This window comes from Fundidesulfovibrio sp. YSD1 (genome assembly GCF_055397115.1).
Genome location: NZ_AP043666.1, coordinates 3,321,744 through 3,339,288 on the forward strand (window position 1 = coordinate 3,321,744; position 17,545 = coordinate 3,339,288).

16 protein-coding genes and 1 riboswitch are annotated in these 17,545 nt (G+C 67.5%); of the genes, 8 read left to right on the plus strand and 8 right to left on the minus strand.

The window, feature by feature from the left end; genetic code table 11:
- The first annotated feature begins 43 nt into the window (after positions 1-43).
- Positions 44-358: a cupin domain-containing protein gene (locus ACZ5V4_RS15445; RefSeq protein ID WP_464317840.1), complete on the plus strand. Its 315-nt coding sequence runs from the start codon at positions 44-46 to the stop codon at positions 356-358.
- A gap of 106 nt (positions 359-464) precedes the next feature.
- Here ACZ5V4_RS15445 and ACZ5V4_RS15450 read toward each other — a convergent pair whose 3' ends face one another.
- Positions 465-3,371 (minus strand): EAL domain-containing protein, encoded by a 2,907-nt coding sequence (locus tag ACZ5V4_RS15450; protein WP_464315764.1) that lies wholly within the window; start codon positions 3,369-3,371, stop codon positions 465-467.
- Positions 3,372-4,271 carry an ethylbenzene dehydrogenase-related protein gene (locus ACZ5V4_RS15455; RefSeq protein WP_464315765.1) on the minus strand — a complete coding sequence of 300 codons (900 nt, stop codon included), beginning with the start codon at positions 4,269-4,271 and terminating at the stop codon, positions 3,372-3,374. It abuts the gene before it with no gap.
- 288 nt (positions 4,272-4,559) lie between these two features.
- Here ACZ5V4_RS15455 and ACZ5V4_RS15460 point away from each other — a divergent pair, with 288 nt between their 5' ends.
- From ACZ5V4_RS15460 to ACZ5V4_RS15480, 5 genes are all read left to right on the plus strand, one after another.
- Positions 4,560-5,825, plus strand: a complete 1,266-nt coding sequence (locus ACZ5V4_RS15460) for a phenylacetate--CoA ligase family protein (protein WP_464315766.1) — start codon at positions 4,560-4,562, stop codon at positions 5,823-5,825.
- 91 nt (positions 5,826-5,916) lie between these two features.
- Positions 5,917-7,146 carry a ChaN family lipoprotein gene (locus tag ACZ5V4_RS15465; protein WP_464315767.1) on the plus strand — a complete coding sequence of 410 codons (1,230 nt, stop codon included), beginning with the start codon at positions 5,917-5,919 and terminating at the stop codon, positions 7,144-7,146.
- Positions 7,146-7,961, plus strand: a complete 816-nt coding sequence (gene mutM / locus ACZ5V4_RS15470; RefSeq protein WP_464315768.1) for a bifunctional DNA-formamidopyrimidine glycosylase/DNA-(apurinic or apyrimidinic site) lyase — start codon at positions 7,146-7,148, stop codon at positions 7,959-7,961. The genes ACZ5V4_RS15465 and mutM overlap by 1 nt, the downstream gene beginning before the upstream one ends.
- Before the next feature lie 128 nt (positions 7,962-8,089).
- Positions 8,090-8,980, plus strand: a complete 891-nt coding sequence (locus ACZ5V4_RS15475; protein WP_464315769.1) for a tetratricopeptide repeat protein — start codon at positions 8,090-8,092, stop codon at positions 8,978-8,980.
- Between the two features lie 139 nt (positions 8,981-9,119).
- A complete protein-coding gene (locus tag ACZ5V4_RS15480; RefSeq protein WP_464315770.1) occupies positions 9,120-9,269 on the plus strand; it encodes a hypothetical protein in 150 nt (49 codons plus the stop codon).
- A 42-nt stretch (positions 9,270-9,311) separates the two neighbouring features.
- Here ACZ5V4_RS15480 and ACZ5V4_RS15485 read toward each other — a convergent pair whose 3' ends face one another.
- A complete protein-coding gene (locus ACZ5V4_RS15485) occupies positions 9,312-9,776 on the minus strand; it encodes a phosphatidylglycerophosphatase A family protein (RefSeq protein WP_464315771.1) in 465 nt (154 codons plus the stop codon).
- Positions 9,777-9,870: 94 nt separating this feature from the next.
- Positions 9,871-10,359, minus strand: coding sequence for an Rrf2 family transcriptional regulator (locus ACZ5V4_RS15490; RefSeq protein WP_464315772.1), 489 nt, complete (start codon positions 10,357-10,359; stop codon positions 9,871-9,873).
- A gap of 132 nt (positions 10,360-10,491) precedes the next feature.
- Between ACZ5V4_RS15490 and ACZ5V4_RS15495 the strand changes: the two genes are divergently transcribed.
- Entirely contained in the window at positions 10,492-10,863 is a 372-nt protein-coding gene (locus ACZ5V4_RS15495; protein WP_464315773.1) for a pyridoxamine 5'-phosphate oxidase family protein, read from the plus strand.
- A 338-nt stretch (positions 10,864-11,201) separates the two neighbouring features.
- Here the strand turns inward: ACZ5V4_RS15495 and ACZ5V4_RS15500 are convergent, their stop codons facing one another.
- Both ACZ5V4_RS15500 and ACZ5V4_RS15505 read right to left on the minus strand, forming a co-directional pair.
- On the minus strand, positions 11,202-11,798 hold the full coding sequence (locus ACZ5V4_RS15500; RefSeq protein WP_464315774.1) for a hypothetical protein: 597 nt from the start codon (positions 11,796-11,798) through the stop codon (positions 11,202-11,204).
- Between the two features lie 190 nt (positions 11,799-11,988).
- Complete coding sequence (locus ACZ5V4_RS15505) at positions 11,989-12,594, minus strand: Maf family protein (protein ID WP_464315775.1); 606 nt, start codon at positions 12,592-12,594, stop codon at positions 11,989-11,991.
- Between the two features lie 115 nt (positions 12,595-12,709).
- Positions 12,710-12,793, plus strand: a riboswitch (ZMP/ZTP riboswitch).
- A 36-nt stretch (positions 12,794-12,829) separates the two neighbouring features.
- Here ACZ5V4_RS15505 and ACZ5V4_RS15510 point away from each other — a divergent pair.
- Positions 12,830-14,086 carry a serine hydroxymethyltransferase gene (locus ACZ5V4_RS15510; protein ID WP_464315776.1) on the plus strand — a complete coding sequence of 419 codons (1,257 nt, stop codon included), beginning with the start codon at positions 12,830-12,832 and terminating at the stop codon, positions 14,084-14,086.
- A gap of 160 nt (positions 14,087-14,246) precedes the next feature.
- On the opposite strand, the gene ACZ5V4_RS15515 is transcribed toward ACZ5V4_RS15510, so the two are convergent.
- Positions 14,247-16,157 carry a molybdopterin-dependent oxidoreductase gene (locus ACZ5V4_RS15515; protein ID WP_464315777.1) on the minus strand — a complete coding sequence of 637 codons (1,911 nt, stop codon included), beginning with the start codon at positions 16,155-16,157 and terminating at the stop codon, positions 14,247-14,249.
- A gap of 23 nt (positions 16,158-16,180) precedes the next feature.
- Positions 16,181-17,536, minus strand: a complete 1,356-nt coding sequence (locus ACZ5V4_RS15520; RefSeq protein ID WP_464315778.1) for a dihydrolipoyl dehydrogenase family protein — start codon at positions 17,534-17,536, stop codon at positions 16,181-16,183.
- Positions 17,537-17,545 lie beyond the last annotated feature (9 nt).

Consider the following 17,545-nt stretch of genomic DNA (forward strand, 5'->3'; position numbering starts at 1 on the left):
TATCATGGCCTTTCAAACCCTTGAGGGAAAGGAGCAGGCCATGATGAAGAAGGTTGCAGTTTTCGACGAGGCCAAGTTCACCGACCTCACCTTCCACAGCTTCCTCGTCCATGATTCCGAGCATTTCAAGGTCATCAACTTCAACTTCAAGGCCGGGCAGTCCATGCCCGTGCACTCCCACGACATCGAGGGCCAGCTCTCCATCGTGGTGCTCTCCGGCGAGGGCGAGTTCGTCACCGAGGACGACGCCATCCCGGCCAAGACCGGCGACGTGCTCATAAGCGACATCGCCGAGCCTCACGGCGTCCGGGCCATCACGGACATGCGCGTGCTGGTGACCATCGCCCCGCCCATCTGATGACGCGAAGAGGCGGCGCTGGGGTTTTGCTCCCCCGCGCCGCCTTGCCGGTCTTGCCGTGCGGGCATCCCCGGTGCGCTTCGTACCGGGCGCGAACGGCCCGCGTTCAGTTCAGCACTGAGCCTTTCCCGACAGACCGCGCGGGTTGCGCGAACCGACCCTCGGGTGTTTCGCGCTCGAGCAGGGCCACGAAGTCCTTGGCGGGCAGGGCGGGGCTGAAGAGAAAGCCCTGGTAGCAGTCGCAGCCCTCTGCGCGCAGGATGTCCAGCTGCCTGGGCGTCTCCACCCCCTCGGCGATGACCGTGAGCCCCAGGCCCCTGGCCATGGCGATGGTGGCCCTGACAATGGCGCGCGACTGCTTGAACTCCAGGTCCTTGACGAACTGGCGGTCTATCTTGAGCGCCGTGAGCGGGAACTTCTGGAGGTAGCGCAGCGAGGAGTAGCCCGTGCCGAAGTCGTCCACCGAGATGGAGTGGCCCCGCTCCCTGAGCAGGCGCAGCGTCTCGGCGGCCCCGGCAGGGTCCTGCATGATGGCCGTCTCGGTGATCTCCAACCCCACCCTGGCGCAGGGCACCGCGCGGGCCCTGAGCGCCGCCGCGAACCTGTCCGTGAAGCCCGGCTCGCAGAACTGCGGGGCGGAGATGTTCACGCTCACGTGCGGGGTCAGGCCCCGGGCCTCCCAGTCCTTCATGTCGCGCGTGGCGGTGTCCAGGAGAAGCGCCGTCACCTCGCCCATGATGTCGAGCTCCTCGCACAGGGGGATGAACACCCCGGGGGACACGGGCTCGCCGTCCCTGGTCCAGCGCAGCAGCGCCTCGGCCCCGGCCACGCGGGGGGACCCGGCGTCCACGATGGGCTGGTAGTGCACCTGGAAGCGCCGTTCCTGCACGGCCTCGTGCAGGTCACGCTCCAGGGCCATGCGCTCGCGGAAGTGGGCGTCGAGCTCCTGGGTGAACATCTCGATGCGGCCCCGCCCGTGGTGCTTGGCGCGCAAAAGCGCGAGCCCTGCGTTCTTGACCAGCTCCCGCGCGTCCTGCCCGTCGCCCGGAAAGACCGCCACGCCGATGCTGGCGCCAAGCCTGCGGGTCTCCCCGGAGACGCGGAAGGGCTCGCGGAAGCAGCCCAGCACGCGCTTGGCCGTGGCGAGCGCCAAGGCTTCCGACTCCAGCGGGCCGGCCACCACGGCGAACTCGTCCCCGCCCAGGCGCGCGGCGAGGCCGTCCTTGCGCACGCAGGAGGCGATGCGCAGCCCGGCCACGTTGAGAAGCGCGTCCCCCGCCGCGTGCCCGGCCGTGCTGTTGACGCTCTTGAATCCGTCCAGGCCGAGCAGGATCACCGCGAGGCTGTGCCCCCTCGCGCGGGCTTCGTCCAGGCGCCGCGGCAGCGCGGCCAGCAGGGCGTCGCGGTCGGGCAGGCCCGGCTGGGCGTCCGCCCGGACGGACTTGCCAGTTCCGGCCGTCGCGCCGCGCCGCGCGGACACGTCCAGGAAGATGCCCACATGGCGGCGCTTGCCCGCCTCGTCGCCGCCCAGGCGCGCGAAGAGCACCTTCACGGGGGTCATCCGGCCCTGCCGGGTGACGAGTTCGGTCTCGCCCTCGTAGCGCCCCTCCGAGTCCAGGGCCCGCGCCAAGGCGTCGCGGAAGGAGGCCGCCGAGGACTTGTGGCAGAAGGCGTCCGGCGCGAGGCCCGCCAGGGCCTCCAGGCCGTAGCCCGTCAGGTGCGTCATGGCCTGGTTGGCGTCGATGATGCGCAGGGATTCGTCGCAGACCACGAAGCCTTCCTTGGAGTGCTGGAAGAAGGAGTCCTTCAGGCGCAGGCTCTCCAGGGCCAGGGTCAGCTCGCGCGTGCGCTCGCGGACCTTCATGTCCAAAAGCCCGTGGGAGAGGGTGAGCTTCTCCATGGCCTTCCCGGCCCGGGCGTGCTCCTCCTCCAGGCGCTCGGCCATGAGGTTGAAGGCTTGGGCCAGTTCGCCCAGCACGCCGCCGCGCATGGGCTGGATGCGGCTGTCCAGGCGGCCCTGGGCGATCCGCCCGGCGGCGCTCTTGAAAAGCTCCATCTCCCCGGAGAAGCGCTTGCGGGTGACCAGCAGGAGGGCCAGGGCCAGCGCCAGGCACCCGGCCGGGAGCAGCATGAACAGGCGGTTGGCGTCGTCGATGGCGCGCACGTTGGCCTCGGCGTCGCTGCGCAGGGCGCGCGCGTGACGGTCCTTGAGGGCCTGGGCGGAGTGGGCGGCCCGGTCCCAGAGCGTCCTCAGTTCGACGGTCTGGCGCTTTCTTTCCGACGGGCTGAACTCCGGGTCCTGCATGATGCTCACGCGCAGCCGCACCGCCTTGGCCTTGATCTCGGACGCCTCGCGCTCGAAGGCGGCCATGGCCAGGGCCTCCGCCGAGAGCACGGGCATGGCCCGCAGCTCCGCCAGGTTGGCCGCGATCTTGTCCATGAGCCCCAAAAATGCGGGCAGCCGGTCGGGCTTGGCCCGCAGGTAACGCTTGCAGAAGTTCGCCAGCGACCCCGCGTGCCCGCGCAGCAGCACCGCCTCCTCCTCGCGCATCCCCGCGAGCCCCGCCGGGGCGGCGGCGTCCTGCACCGCGCCCAGGTGAGCCTTCACTGCGGCAACGGTCTGGGTCATGGTGTCGGAGAATTCCCCGGCCTGGCGCATGGCCTCGATCTGCAGGAGCCCGGAGCGCAGCCTCGCCAGGTGCCCGGCGAGCGCGGCCAGCGGCGGGAGGGCGGCCCGCTCCCGCTCCACCTGGGCCGAGACGTCGTCCAGGAGGAGCAGGACGTCCTGGAAGGGGACCAGGCGGTCGTCGATCATGTAGGCGCAGATCTGGCGCGCCTGGGCGAGGGATTCCTGCGTCTCGGAGACCAGTTCCGAGGCGGCCATGTGGTCGTCGGCGAAGCGGCCGGCCATGTGGCTTGCGCGGTTGGCATGGTCCAGGGCGAACCACGTCACCGAGCCGAAGCAGACCAGGCACAGGAAGAGGGCAAGGCGGTGCAGGGACGCGATGCCCATCTAGCCGCCCCCGAAGCGCAAGAGCAGTATTTCGCCCACTTCGCCGCAGTTGAAGAGGGGCTCCCGCGAGCCCGGTTCCGGGGGGCCGCCCGCCGTCTCGAAGCGCGAGACGCCGAAGGCGTGCGCGCCCGAGGCCTCGAAGGCCACGTCGTCCTCGTTGCCCGTGTCCAGCGCGCGCTGGAAGGTCACGGTCCAGGCCCCGTCGCGCCAGTAGCCCCGGGCGCGCACGTCGGCGCGGGAGCCGTCAGGGGCCGAGAGCGCGTACTTGGGGGCCTTGTCGCCGGCAAAGCCGGGGTAAAGCAGCGGCGCGGCGGGGTCCTTGCCCGCGTCGCCCTGGCGCGACAGGTAGAAGACCCGGCCGCCCCTGGAGACCAGGGCCTTGGCGTAGGGGTCGGGATGGAGCGAATACGTCTGGACCCTGTCGTCGGCGTGGCCCGAGCCGTCGGTGCGCCCGGCCCTCCAGCACCACTCGTCGGCGGCGTAGGGGGCGTCCTCGGCGAGGGTCAGGCCCGCGTCGCTTCCGGACATGCTCCATTTGAGCAGGAGCATGTCCTCGCGCTCGGGGCCGTCGGCGTAGGCCCGGGCGGCGGGGTCCCAGCGCAGGGTGCGGTGCTCCCTGTCCTCATTCGTGTCGGGGAAGCCGGCCTGGATGCTCACAGTCCGGCCGTCGTGCAGGGCCCTCAGCGTGATGGGGACGTGCGCGGCCGCGTCCAGGACCGTGACGGGGGAAGCCCCGGCCCAGGCCGGGTCGTCCGGGGATTCGGGAGCGGGCAGGACAGCGACGCGGGCGGCGACGAGCGCGCGGGGTTCGCTATGCGCGGCTTCGGGAAAGCAGAAGGCGCAACACAACAGGGCGAGCGCCGGAAGAATGGCTGATTTCCCGAGCGGTGAAGACTTCATGAAAGACCGGACAACCTTTTCCAAGCGTATAATGCGTAAAACATAATCAATCCGAACAATGCAGTTCGCCGTTGTGGCGCGCGGTCCGTACCTACTGCATTCCGCATAACCGGTCAAACGGGAGCGTGGCGAGTACGCACGGCGCGTTTCCGGCGCGCAGGGCGGCGAGCGCGCGGGGAAACGGCCCGGTTGTCCGGGCGGGCCTTGATTTGTTTCGCCGGACAGTTTAGAAAAACCTTCTTTTTATGCTAGACTCAGGAATTTTCCGCCCGCACAAGGAGCCCATATATGACCCGCAAGGACCGCACCGAAGGCATCTACTCCCGCCGCGAGGTGCTCGATGAATCAGAACGCCGCCAATACTACCAGATTCAGCTCAAGGACCTCCTGACCTACGCCTACCGCTATTCCGAGGACGTGAAGAAGCGCTTCGACCGGGCCCAGTTCCAGGTCGGCAAGTTCAAGCAGCTCTCCGATCTCAAGCACATCCCGATCCTGAAGAAGAAGGAGCTCATCTTCCTGCAGTCCATGGGGCCGCGCCTGGGCGGGCTTCTGACCAAGGACCTGGGCGATTTGCGCCGCGTGTTCCTCTCCCCCGGGCCCATCTTCGACCCCGAGGACCGCGAGGACGACTACTGGGGCTGGACCGAGGGCTTCTACGCCACGGGCTTCCGCTCGGGCGACGTGGTGCAGTGCACCTTCAACTACCATCTCTCGCCCACGGGCCTGATGTTCGAGGAGCCGCTTCGCAACCTGGGTTGCGCCGTGGTCCCGGCCGGCCCGGGCAACACGGCCACGCAGCTCGAGATCATGCAGAAGCTTCGCGTCACGGGCTTCGTGGGCACGCCGAGCTACCTCATGCACCTGGCCCAGAAGGGCGAGGAGTCCGGGCTCAACCTGCGCAAGGACCTCTTCCTCGAGGTGGCCTTCGTCACGGGCGAGAAGTTCTCCGAGAAGATGCGCGCCAACCTTGAGAAGAAGTTCGACCTGATCATGCGCCAGGGCTACGGCACGGCGGACGTGGGCTGTATCGGCTACGAGTGCTTCCAGAAGAACGGCCTGCACATCGCCAACCGCGCCTTCGTGGAGATCTGCCACCCCGACACCGGCATCCCGCTGAAGGACGGCGAGGTGGGCGAGATCGTGGTCACGGCCTTCAACAAGACCTATCCGCTGATCCGCCTGGCCACGGGCGACCTCTCCTACATCGACCGCGCCCCCTGCTCCTGCGGGCGCACCTCGCCCCGGCTCGGCAACATCGTGGGCCGCGTGGACACCACGGCGCGCATCAAGGGCATGTTCGTCTACCCCCACCAGGTGGAGCAGGTCATCGCGCGTTTCGAGGAGATCAAGCGCTGGCAGATCGAGGTCACCAACCCCGGCGGCATCGACGAGATGACGCTCATGATCGAGGCCAGCAACTTCAAGCGCGAGGACGAGCTGCTGCACATGTTCCGCGAGAAGATCAAGCTGCGCCCCGAGCTCAAGGTGCTGGCCCCCGGCACCCTGCCCGCGCAGATCAGGCCCATCGAAGACAAGCGCAAGTGGGACTAATTCCACCGGGGCGGGCTGGCGCGAGGCCCTCCCGCCCCGGTTGCCAACTGCCCGGGGCCTTGGGACCGTCCGGCCCGGGCGGGAGATCGACATGGCGCACATCCAGGCGTCCCCGGCCCGCACCTGCGCGGCCGGGCGCTTCGAGGCTTCCGGCCGCTTCCTCCTGCTTACGGCCCTCTGGGCGGCCCTGATGCTCACCCTTCCCGGCTGCAAGCACCACGCCCCCCAATCAGACCCGGCCCCCCCGGCCGTGCCCCTTCCCGAGCCGGGCAGCTTCCTGGACACCTCGGGCGCTCCCCTGGACCCGGCCTTCGTGGCTGCCCAGGCCGCCAAGGCGGCCTACGTGCTGGTGGGCGAGGGCCATCCTTCCGCGTGCGACCACCAGGTCCAGGCCCGGGTGATCGAGCTCATGGCCGAGGCCGGGGTTTTCCCGGCCGTGGGCCTCGAGATGGTCAGCCTGGACCGCCAGAAGGCCCTGGACAGGTTCAACAAGGGCCTCACCTCCGTGGACAGGCTGGCCCAGGAGCTCGACTGGGACAAGTCCTGGGGCTATCCCTTCGAGGTATACAGGCCGGTGTTCGAGGTGGCCCGCAAGCTCAAGCTGCCCCTCTTCGCCCTGAACGCGCCGCGCGACATCGCCCGCGCCGTGGGCCGCACCGGGCTCTCCAGCCTCGGCATCAAGCAGCGCCTGGGCCTGCCCTCGGCCGTGATCATGCCCTCCTCCGAGCAGGAGGCGGAGCTGCGCAAGATTTTCGACATCCACCCCTTCCCCTCTGAGCAGGACCGCGAGGCCGAGTGGAAGAGCTTCCTCACCGTGCAGGGGCTCTGGGACACCACCATGGCCCGCCGCGCCCTGGAGGCCCGCGTGGAGACGCGCAGGCCCGTGGTCATCCTGGCCGGAGGCGCGCACGTGGAGCGCGGCTGGGGCATCGCAATGCGCCTGGAGCGCTTCGATCCGGCGGGGCAGCGCCTGCTCGTCATGCCCTGGAGGGGCCAGGGCAGGCCCGACCCCAGGGACGCGGACGTCTTCTTCTACTGCCCCGAGGTGCGCAGGCCGCGCCTGGGCCTGGCCCTCAAGATCGAGGACTCCAGGGTCACGGTCACGGCCGTGGTGGCGGGCTCGCGCGCCGAATCCGCCGGGATCAAGGCCGGGGACGTGCTGGTCAAGGCCCAGGGCCAGCCCGTGGGCTCGCTGTCGGATCTGCATTCGGCCACGGTCAAGGCCATGAAGGAGGAGGGGGGGCTTGCCCTGGAGATACTGCGGGAAGGCTCGCCCCTGACCATCACCATCGCCCTGCCCAAGCCGGACCAGGGGTCCTGATGCCGGAGCTTCCCGAGGTCGAGACAATCGCCAAGGGCCTTGAGCCCCTGCTGGCCGGACGGCGCTTCGGCGCGCTCACGGTGCTGGACCGCCGCGCCTTCGGGGACGACCCGGCGGACTATGCCAGGCATTTCGAGGGCCGGGCCGTCGCGGGCGTGCGGCGCAGGGGCAAGCTCTGCCTGGTGGACGCCGAGGGCGGGGGCGTGATGGCCTTCCACCTGCGCATGACGGGGCGGCTCTACGTGGCCAGGCCGGGAGACGCGCCCGAGCCGCACCTGCGCCTGCGCGTCGGCCTGGACGACGGCCGGGCGCTCAACTTCGCGGACATGCGCCGCTTCGGCTCGGCGCGCGTGTTCGGGCCGGGCATGATCGATTCCTGGGAGTTCTACGCGAGCTTCGGCCCCGAGCCGCTGGAGCTTCCCCCCGGGGGGCTGGCCAGGGCGCTTTCCGGCCGGGGAGGGCGCGTGAAGGCCCTGCTCCTGGACCAGCGCGTGCTTGCCGGGGTTGGCAACATCTACGCCGACGAGTCGCTCTTCCTCGCGGGCATCCGCCCGGACGCCAAGGCCGGGGACATCCCGCCGCAGAAACTGGACGCGCTCCAGGAGGCGCTCAAGGACGTGCTGCGCCGGGCCATCGACGCGGGCGGCAGCACCATCCGCGACTATCGCACGGCCCACGGCGTGGAGGGCTCCTTCCAGTGGACCTTCGGCGTCTACGGGCGCGGCGGCCAGCCCTGCCTGAAATGCGGGCGCAAGCTCAAAGTCGCCAAGGTCGCCGGGCGCACCTCCACGTTCTGCCCGTCCTGCCAAACCTAACCTCGCGGAACATGAAAATTTCTTCATGATCCGGCGCGCCCCGGCCCCTTGCCCCGTGCCTGGGAAGCGGCTAGTGTCCGCTTCGCGGCCAAGGGGCCAAGCCCCCGAAAGGGTCCACGGAACTTATCATGCGCCGAAAATACTTACTTCTTTTCATCGTTGTTGCTGCCTTGTCCTTCTGCCTTGAACCCGTGGCGGCCATGGCCGAACCGGTCAAGAAAGGCCAGCAGGGCACGTCGTCCTCCAAGTCCTCCACGACCAAGAAATCCGGGCAGGATTCGTCCGGTCCGAAGCAATCCAAGAGCGCTTCCTCTTCATCCAAAAGCGCATCCTCGTCCTCCAAGGGCGCAAAGCAGGAGAAGGCCTCCTCCTCCGGCTCCAAATCCTCCAAATCCTCCAGGTCCTCCAGCAAGAAGCGCAAGAAGAACCCGGCCTTCGTGCAGAGCAACGAAGAGGCCCAGCGCAAGGCCGACGAGGCCCTGCGCAAGCCCCAGGGAGCCGGGGCGGGCGTGGCCGCCGCGGCGGCCGGGACCGCCGGGGTCGCGGCGGTTGCCGCCGCCTCCAACCCCCAGGCCCAGGAACTCTACGAGAAGGGCATGGAGCTCGGCCGGCAGAACAAGTACTCCGACGCCCTCGTGCAGTTCGACCAGGCCATCAAGCTCGACCCCAGGAACGCCAGCTTCTTCGCGGGCCGTGGCCACGCCAATTTCATGCTCAACCACCTGGACAACGCCCTGGGCGACTACGAAAAAGCCATCGCCTACAACAACAAGGATTCTCTGGCCGTTGTCATGCGCGGGCACACCCACTTCAAACTGGGCAGCTTCGAGAAGGCCATCGACGACTACAACAAGGCCATCCAGATGGGCTTCACGGACGCGGAAGTGTACAAGGGGCGCGGCTCGGCCTACCTGAAGCTCAACCAGCCCGACAAGATGTGCGCCGACTTCAAGACGGCCTGCGAAAAGGGCGACTGCGAGATGATGGAGAACGCCCGCAAGGGCGGTGTCTGCGAATAGCCCGGCACCCTGGCGTAACGGATGCGGCGCGGGCTTTCGGGCCACGCGCCGTTTCTTTTTCCGGGCGCGGCGCGCTTGACCGCCCACGCCGAAAGGAACATACAGCCGGAGCCGGGACGGCCCCCGGAAGGAACGTGACGTGAGCGGCTACATCATCTGGGGAATCATCATCCTGGCGTGCTTCTACCTCGGGGCGCGGCTGACCTTTCAGACGCGCGAGAAAAAGAAGAACATGCTGCGCCTGAACTTCGAGGACGCCAAGAAGCGCGAGAAGAAGCGCAACGGCTAGTCCTCACCCTCCGTCCGGCTTGGCGCGTTCGCGCTAAACCCCTCAGAACGCCACTGCCGTGAGAATCCCCAGGGCCATGGCCGAATAGACCCCGGCCAGCAGGTCGTCCAGCATCACCCCGAATCCCCCCGGCATCCAGCACTCCGAGGCCCGCACCGGCGCGGGCTTGGCGATGTCGAATATCCTGAAGATCACGAATCCCCAGAAGAGCTGCCAGGGCGAAAGCGCGGCGAAGGGCAGGTAGGCCGTCCACTGGCCGAGCACCTCGTCGATGACGCACAGGCCAGGGTCCTTGCGCCCGGTGCGGCGCTCCACGATGTCGCAGGCCAGCCCGCCGCCTATGAAGACCAGCGCCAGGATGAAGAGGCGCACGGTGAAGGGCGCGGGCATGAAGAGGAGCGGGGCGGCCAGGGCGGCCACGGCCGAGCCCCACGTGCCCGAGACGGGGAGCCTGCCCACGGGGCCCAGGGACGCGAAGTTGGTGGCGATGCGCTCGAGGAGGGTCATGGGGTGCCGCCTGTGGGTGGATGGTTGATGCGGAAAGAGAAAGGTAGACTCCGCGCGGGGGGCGGTCAACCGGGGGCGGCCGCCGCGCCCAGGCCTAGATTGCGTCGATCCAGCTGGCTATGGCGGCCTTCTTCTCGTCGGAGAAGCCGGTGCCCACCTGGTCGAACAGCCACTGGAGCGAGCGCGAGCGCAGGCGCTGGCGCATGAGGTCCTCGGCTTCCTGGATGACGACCTTGATCAGGCAAGGGCACTTGTCGGAGAAGACGGAAGGGTCGTCCACGAAGATGTTCTTCTTGCGGATCTCGACGCACTGGAACAGGTAGGCCGGGCCTTCGATGGCCTCGATGACGTCCCAGAAGGAGATGTCCTCCGCTTTCCTCGCCAGCTCGTAGCCGCCCTTGACCCCGGGGATGGATTTGACGATCTCCGCCTTGCGCAGCTTTGCAAAAATCTTCGAAAGGTAAGTCTCCGTAATCCCGTGTAATGCCGCGATGCGCCTGATCCCGACGGTTTTGCCCTCGGGGACGCCGACCATGTAGAAAAGCGAGTGAAAAGCGTACTCCACGCCAATACTGAATTGCACCTGCGACCTCCCGGCTTACGTGGATGAATTCTAGCCCATGCCGCGGTGTTTGTCTTGACGCGCGGTCAATTGCGGACTAGGTGTATCTTGGATAGTTTCTGTCCATGATTCAGTCAACCAAGGAGAAAGAGAATGTTCACTGAGAAATTCAGGGAAGTGATCGGAAAGGAAGGGGTCGTGTCCATCGTGACGTGTGCGGACGGCGAGGCCCACGTGGTGAACACGTGGAACTCCTACCTGGTGACGCCGGACGACGCCACGCTCCTCATCCCGGCCTGGAAGATGCGCAAGACCGATGAGAAGGTGCTCAAGAACGCCAAGGTGCTGCTCACGCTGGGGAGCAAGGAAGTCCAGGGGCGCATGGGCATGGGCACGGGTTATCTTCTCGAGGGCACGGCCCGCTTCATCAAGGAAGGGCCGGAGTTCGACATGATGAAGGGAAAGTTTCCGTTTCTCACCCGCGTCCTCGAGGTCACCGTCACCTCGCTCAAGCAGACCATCTAGCGCGGCTCACGCGCGGGCGGCGCGCCGCGAAAAGCGAGTCCGGCCCGTCATGGCGACGCATGACGGGCCGGGCTTGAATGTCGCAAGGTGCAACGGTTCTCGCGGCTTGTCGCCCTGGATCGGTCAAGCGTAAGGGGGGCTCCTGTGTGAGCAGTTCCTTCCCGAACAACAAGACAGGCAACCAGGCAACATTATTATTGATCAAAATGATGCTGCGTCTTCGGTGCCCCCGACGATGTATGCGCCTCTCCCCAGGGGATGGAAAATGGGGCCTCGGCGCTGCCGAAGCCCCAGTCGCATACAGGAAGTGCAAGAATCTTTGCAAATGACGTTTGTATTTATTTCATATTCTTTATCGAAGACATAATCTTTCGAGCACATTTGAAGTCGCCAGCACACCCTCCGAATCCTTTTACGGTAAATGATTTACTTCCTGGCGTGTACCATTTTGCATTGTCATTTATTGATACCATTCCTTGAGCTGTCATTGTGTCAAGGTCAATGTATACTTCGACAAAATCATCAGGGCAAAAATGCGGTTTGCAGACAACAATGGACATGAGATTGCCATCACGCCCGATTGGTCCGCTCACCATTGTTGGTTGTTCGAATTTAGCAGGACCCCAGCCATTCAAAAGATGTTTTATCGCTGCCTTTGGGAATGTGGCTTCGAGCATCTTTATGAAGTCTTTGTTTTTATCAAGTGATTGGCCATTGACTTTCGTCCAGATTTCTTTTCCTTCATACTGCTTAAGGAATTCGGCATTAAAATGTTGTTTGTTTTGTGACTGGGCATGAACTGTATTCAAGCTGAAAAGATAAATAAAAAATACTGCAAAGAAGGCGAGTAGATAGCGCACGCTAAGGGGGGAGTGAGTACTGCTGTTCGCAAAATAATCGTTTCTAGTCGGCACGGCTAACGGCAGGTGCTGCATGTTGAGCCTCCCTCAATATTTATTCGAGATACGGTTAGGCGGGGATTTTTAATATGTCAAGAGACTAGTATTTTGACGTATTGAGGCAGGAATGCCTTTGCAGAGGCCCAGCACGGCCTCAGCTTACAGGCCGCAAGGGGAAACGGATTGGGTTCGGTCGGGAAGCCGTATTTGCCCGGTGCTTTCATGTTTATTTTGCGGCGATAGCCCCTGAACGCTTAAGGACCTCCACCACCTCCGCCAACGGCAGCCCGACGACATTCGTATACGACCCCTCGATGCGGGCGATCATGAACGCCCCCAAGCCCTGGATCGCGTAGCCGCCCGCCTTGTCCAGGGGCTCTCCCGTGGCGGCGTAGGCCGCGATGGCGTCCTCGGAGAGTTCGGCGAACGTCACCTTGGACGCCGGGGCCTCTTCCCAGGCGGTCTCGCCGTCAGGCCCGATCAAGCAGCACCCCGTGACCACCGTGTGCTCGCGCCCCGAGAGCATGGACAGCATGCGCCTGGCGTCGGCCTCGTCTTTGGGCTTGCCCAGGATCAGCGCGCCCACTGCGACCACCGTGTCCGCCCCAAGCACGTACGACCCGGGGTTCCCCTTGGCCACGTCACGGGCCTTGAGCCTTGCCATGCGCAGCGCGTAACCGCCGGGCGTCTCGTCCGCGTCCGGGTCCGGCTCCTCCACCGAGGAAGGCAGCACCCTGAAGGCGATGCCGGTCGATCCCAGAAGCTCCTTGCGCCTGGGCGAACCCGAGGCCAGGATGATGTCCGCCGTTTCCCTGAAGGCTCCTTGCGCCACGCCATGCTCCTCTCGAAAACGTTTCCGCCGCTGCCTAGCCCAGCGCACCCCGAGGGTCAACCTGGGTGTTGACGCCTGCGCGCGCCGCGCGCTAATACCCTCACGCCTGACACACACCGTTTCGCGTGACTGGCGAGAAACGTGGGCAACCACGGGGGAGCGCGAAACACAGCCAAAGCCGCTCGCCTGGGCTGCGCCGCTACGCGGCGCCAACCTTCCTTCAGAGGAGGAGCCCATGCGCGCCTACCGCGACCTTCTTTCAAAGACCGACCCCGACGTGTTCGAGACCCTCACCGGCGAGGAAATCCGCCAGGGCAGGGGTGTGGAGCTGATCCCGTCCGAGAACTACACCTACCCCGAGGTGCTTGCGGCGCTCGGCAGCGTGTTCACCAACAAGTACTCCGAGGGCTACCCGGGCAGGCGCTACTACGGCGGCCAGGAGTTCACGGACCGCGTGGAGAACCTGGCCCGCGAGCGCGCCTGCAAGGTGTTCGGCTGCGAGCACGCCAACGTGCAGCCGCTTTCGGGCTCGCCCATGAACCAGGCCGTGTACCTGGCGCTTCTGGAGCCGGGCGACACCATCCTGGCCATGGACCTCTCCCACGGCGGGCACCTCACCCACGGCGCGCCCGTGTCCCACATGGGCAGGCTTTTCAACTTCGTGCGCTACAAGACCGACCCCACGGACGGCTCCATCGACTTCGACCGGGTGGCCGACCTCGCGCGCGAGCACAAGCCCAAGCTGGTGCTCTGCGGCTATACCTCCTACCCGCGCGACCTGGACTACGCCGCCTTCAGGGCCGTGGCCGACGAGGCCGGGGCCTACGCCATGTGCGACGCCTCGCATTACGCCGGGCTGGTCGCGGGCAAGGTGATGCGCAACCCCTTCGACTTCGGGTTCGACGTGGTCACCACCACTTCGCACAAGTCCCTGAGGGGGCCGCGCGGGGGCATGGTCCTGTGCAGGGAGGCCCTGGCCAAGGCCATCGACAAGTCGGTGTTCCCGGGGCTTCAGGGCGGCCCGCACATGAACGTGATCGCGGGCATCGCCATCGCCATGGGCAAGGCCTTGCGGCCCGAATTCGCGGACTACGCCCGCCAGGTGCTGGTCAACGCCCAGGCCATGGCCGCGACCCTGCTTTCGCGCGGGGCCAGGCTGGTCACGGGCGGCACGGACAACCACATGCTGGTGGCCGACACCCGGGAGAGCTTCGGCCTGGACGGCAAGGTGGCCGAGGAGCTTCTGGACGAGGCCGGTATGACCACCAACAAGCAGATCGTGCCCGACGACCCCAACCCGCCGCTCAGGCCCAGCGGCGTGCGCATGGGCACCCCGGCGGCCACGGCCAGGGGCATGCGCGAGCCCGAGATGGAGAAGCTGGCCGGATGGATGGCCGACGTGCTCTCGCGCCCGGGCGACGCGGGCCTGCGCAAGGACGTCCGCGAGGCCGTGGCCAGGATGTGCGAGGCCTTCCCCGTGCCCGGGCTGTAGCGCCGCGTCCTGGGGACGCCCCTCTTCGACAAGTGCGCCTCATGCCCCGCCGGAACGGGGTGCGACGAGGGGGACGGAGAATGAAAAGGACCGCCGCAGGCCGTGGGGCTGCGGCGGTCCTGGCGTTGTCGCTGATGTCGAGGGGAGCGCTGACGGCGGCTCAGGCGTTTCTGAGCCTGGCGCGCTCCTCGTGGTAGGCCACCTGGCCGCCCATGTCCGCCTCCAGGGGGCGGATCAGGCGGTTCACGCAGCCCCCGCGCGAGAGCCAGTCGCCCCGGGGGTAGTACACAGCGTCGGGGTGCAGGCCGTCGAGGGTCTCCACCTTCACCTCCATGGAGCCGAGCACGCTCTCCAGAAGCGCCGGGCGGGAGGGGTCAAGGCCTTCGAGCGCCGCGCAGGCAGGCGAGACGTACACGCGCGGCGGCGTCTCCTGCTCGTCCTCGGGCACCTGGGAGAGCAGGTGGCCCTTGCGGATGGTGCTCAAGAGCATCAGCGGAAAGTCCGGGTCCGCCGGGGGGGCGGGCGGCAACGACTCCGGCAGGCGGTAGAGCCCGTCCTTGTGGGCGAACACGCCGTCCTCCCAGGGGGTGGCCGGGACGTCCAGGCAGAGGAAGCCCTTCTCGCGCAGTTCGGCCAGGGTGGCGGCCAGCCTGCCCTTGCGCAGGGCCTGGTCCATGACCTCCTCCGGGGAGGGGTAGCCCACGGCGGGCGAGAGCATGGCCCCGAGGCGCGCGGCGATCTCGAAGTTGGGCAGGCTTAAACCCATGGGCTCGAAGACGCGTGCGGCGTGGTTCACGCACTGGTGCGCGTCGTTCTTCACCATGTCCTCGCATTCGAGCATGATGGCGGGCGGCAGGATGACCCGGGCGCAGCGCGCCGTGTCGGTCATGAAGGGTTCGACCACGACGGTGAAGCGCTCTTCCAGCATGCGCTTGGTGGCCAGGCTGTCCGGCAGCTGCGTGACCGGGTTCATGCCCTCCACCCAGACGAACTCCACGGGCGGGGTGGCCGCCTCCACTGCCTGGGCCAGGCGCGCCACGGGAAACGAGCGCGAGTAGCCGGGCTTGGCGTCGGCCCACTTCCAGGCGGCCTGGCGCTGGTCCGGGCGCGCGAAGTACACGCCCCCGCCGGGCCTGCCCACGTTGCCCGAGAGCATGGCCAGGGCGTCGATGAAGCGCACGTTGGCCCCGCCGGCGCCGTAGCGCTGCAGCCCCCGGCCGATGAGCGTGGCCGTGGGCTCGGAGCCGTCGTACAGGGTCTCCAGCAGGCGCGCCTTGGCCCTGTCCACGCCGCAGGCGGCCAGCAGGGCGGACTGGTCCAGCGAGTCGAGAAATTCCAGGAAGCGCTCCCCGTGGCGGCAGCGCGCCAGGGCCTCCATGCTCACGTGCCCGCGCCGCGCCAGGGACTTGAGCACCGCGGCGGCCAGGAAGCGGTCCGTGCCCGGGCGGATGAGCACCACATCCTCGCCGTACCCCGCGTAGCCCGGGTCGCCGGGATGCACGCAGACCACGCGCGCGCCCCTGGCCCTGGCCCGCGCGAGCATGGCCTCCAGGTGCACGGACTGGGCTGACGCGTTGCGGCCCCAGTTGACCACGCGGGAGGCCTCCTCCACCTGGGCGAGCGGGCCCTGGCGGATCTCGCCGAAGTCGGCGTTCATGGCCGCTATCCCGGCCGAGAGGCAGGGCGAGCCCGAGAAGGTGGAGGCCCCGAGCGTGGTGAAGAGCCGTTTGCTGGCCTGGTGCAGGATGCCGAAGGAGCCGTAGTAGAAGACGTGGAGCATGCGCTCGGGCGTGGCGCGCAGCCGCCCGATCTGTTCCGCCACGAGCCCCAGGGCCTCCTCCCAGGAGGCCTCGCGCAGGCCCTCGCCGTCGCGCACCAGCGGGGCGGTGATGCGCCTGGGGCTACGGAGCCGCTCGCCGAAGCGCGCGGTCTTGGCGCAGATGAAGCCCTTGGTGAAGGGGTGTTCCGGGTTGCCCCGCACCAGGACCTTGCCGTCCTGGCCGGACTCCACGAGAAGGGAGCAGCCGTCCCCGCAGTGGCGGGTGCAGGCCGTGCGGACCGTTGGCGACATGGGGAACCTCCCGGCGGGCGCGCCTATTTCGCCTCGGCCAGAAGCGCCGAGCGCAGCGCCTCGTCCAGGGTCGGGTGCGGAAAGATGACCTCGGCGCACTGCTTGCGCGTCCAGCCCTGGCCGACCATCACCGTGGAGAGCGTGGCCAGCGAGGCCACGCCGTGGCCAACGGCGGTCACGCCCATGAGCCTGCCTTCGCTCCACACGCACTTCACCAGCCCGCCCGTGGCCCCGTGGGCCTGGGCGATGGGGTTGGCCACCAACTGCGCGCGGCTGACCGAGACCTCCATGCCCTGGGCCTTGGCCTCGGCCTCCAGAAGCCCCACGCGCATGGTCTCGGGCGCGCCGTACATGCAGCCCGGGATGGGGCCGGGCTCGTAGGGGCCTTTCTCCTCGCCGCTCATGTGGCGCACGGCCCATTCGCCCTGATGCGCTGCGGCGTGGGCCAGCAGGGTGCGTCCGTTCACGTCGCCCACGGCGTAGATGCCGGGAGTGGCCTGCAGGTGCTCGTCGGTGTGCACCCAGCCCGCGCCCTTGACCTCGGCCCCGAGCATCTCGAGCATCAGGTTGCGCGAGTTGGGCAGGCGTCCGACCGCCAGCAGGCACTTGTCCGCCGTGATCACGGCCCCGTCCTCCAGGGTCAGCCTGGCCTGGCCGCCTTCGGCCTCCAGGGAGGCGATGGTCGCGCCCACGCGGATGTCCCAGCCCATGCGCTTGAAGCTCTGGTGCAGGGCCTTGCCGACCTCCTCGTCCTCGGTGGGGGCGATGCGCGGGGCCACCTCGACGAGCGTGATCTTCGAACCCGCGCGCGAGAAGAACTGCGCCAGCTCCAGGCCGATGAAGCCCGCGCCGACCACCAGCAGGTGCGCCGGGACCTCGCGCAGCCCCAAAATGTCGCCGGAATTGAGGATGACGTCGTGGTCGGCCTTGAGCCCGGGCCGGTGGGCCGGGCGGCTGCCCGTGGCCAGGATGCAGCGCGAGTGCTCCACCACCTGGGCCTCGCCCGCCACTTCCAGCACGGACTTGCGCGAGCCGATCATCTTGAGCTCGCCCTGGACGAATTCCACGCCAAGGCGCGTGAGCTCCCCGGCCATGGCCTTGCGGGTGGCCTCCAGGTGGCGCTTCTTGCGGTCCACCAGGGCGGGCAGGTTCAGTTCGACCGTGCCCGAGGCGGTCTTCATCTTTTCCTGGCCTTCCAGCTCGGCCTTGGGGGCCACGGCGGCCAGCAGGAACTTCGTGGGGATGCAGCCCCAGTTCAGGCAGGAGCCGCCCAGATGTTCCTTTTCCACGAGCGTGGTCTTGATGCCGCGCTTGGCCGCTGCCAGGGCCGCGTCGTAACCGGCCGGGCCGCCTCCAACGATGAGCAGATCGGATGCCATGGCGTGTCT

Bases quoted from the DNA above. Each gene is read 5' to 3' on its own strand.
- ACZ5V4_RS15445 (WP_464317840.1), top strand. From the start codon at position 44: ATGAAGAAGGTTGCAGTTTTCGACGAGGCCAAGTTCACCGACCTCACC.
- ACZ5V4_RS15450 (WP_464315764.1), bottom strand. From the start codon at position 3,371: ATGGGCATCGCGTCCCTGCACCGCCTTGCCCTCTTCCTGTGCCTGGTC.
- ACZ5V4_RS15455 (WP_464315765.1), bottom strand. From the start codon at position 4,271: ATGAAGTCTTCACCGCTCGGGAAATCAGCCATTCTTCCGGCGCTCGCC.
- ACZ5V4_RS15460 (WP_464315766.1), top strand. From the start codon at position 4,560: ATGACCCGCAAGGACCGCACCGAAGGCATCTACTCCCGCCGCGAGGTG.
- ACZ5V4_RS15465 (WP_464315767.1), top strand. From the start codon at position 5,917: ATGGCGCACATCCAGGCGTCCCCGGCCCGCACCTGCGCGGCCGGGCGC.
- mutM (WP_464315768.1), top strand. From the start codon at position 7,146: ATGCCGGAGCTTCCCGAGGTCGAGACAATCGCCAAGGGCCTTGAGCCC.
- ACZ5V4_RS15475 (WP_464315769.1), top strand. From the start codon at position 8,090: ATGCGCCGAAAATACTTACTTCTTTTCATCGTTGTTGCTGCCTTGTCC.
- ACZ5V4_RS15485 (WP_464315771.1), bottom strand. From the start codon at position 9,776: ATGACCCTCCTCGAGCGCATCGCCACCAACTTCGCGTCCCTGGGCCCC.
- ACZ5V4_RS15495 (WP_464315773.1), top strand. From the start codon at position 10,492: ATGTTCACTGAGAAATTCAGGGAAGTGATCGGAAAGGAAGGGGTCGTG.
- ACZ5V4_RS15500 (WP_464315774.1), bottom strand. From the start codon at position 11,798: ATGCAGCACCTGCCGTTAGCCGTGCCGACTAGAAACGATTATTTTGCG.
- ACZ5V4_RS15510 (WP_464315776.1), top strand. From the start codon at position 12,830: ATGCGCGCCTACCGCGACCTTCTTTCAAAGACCGACCCCGACGTGTTC.
- ACZ5V4_RS15515 (WP_464315777.1), bottom strand. From the start codon at position 16,157: ATGTCGCCAACGGTCCGCACGGCCTGCACCCGCCACTGCGGGGACGGC.
- ACZ5V4_RS15520 (WP_464315778.1), bottom strand. From the start codon at position 17,536: ATGGCATCCGATCTGCTCATCGTTGGAGGCGGCCCGGCCGGTTACGAC.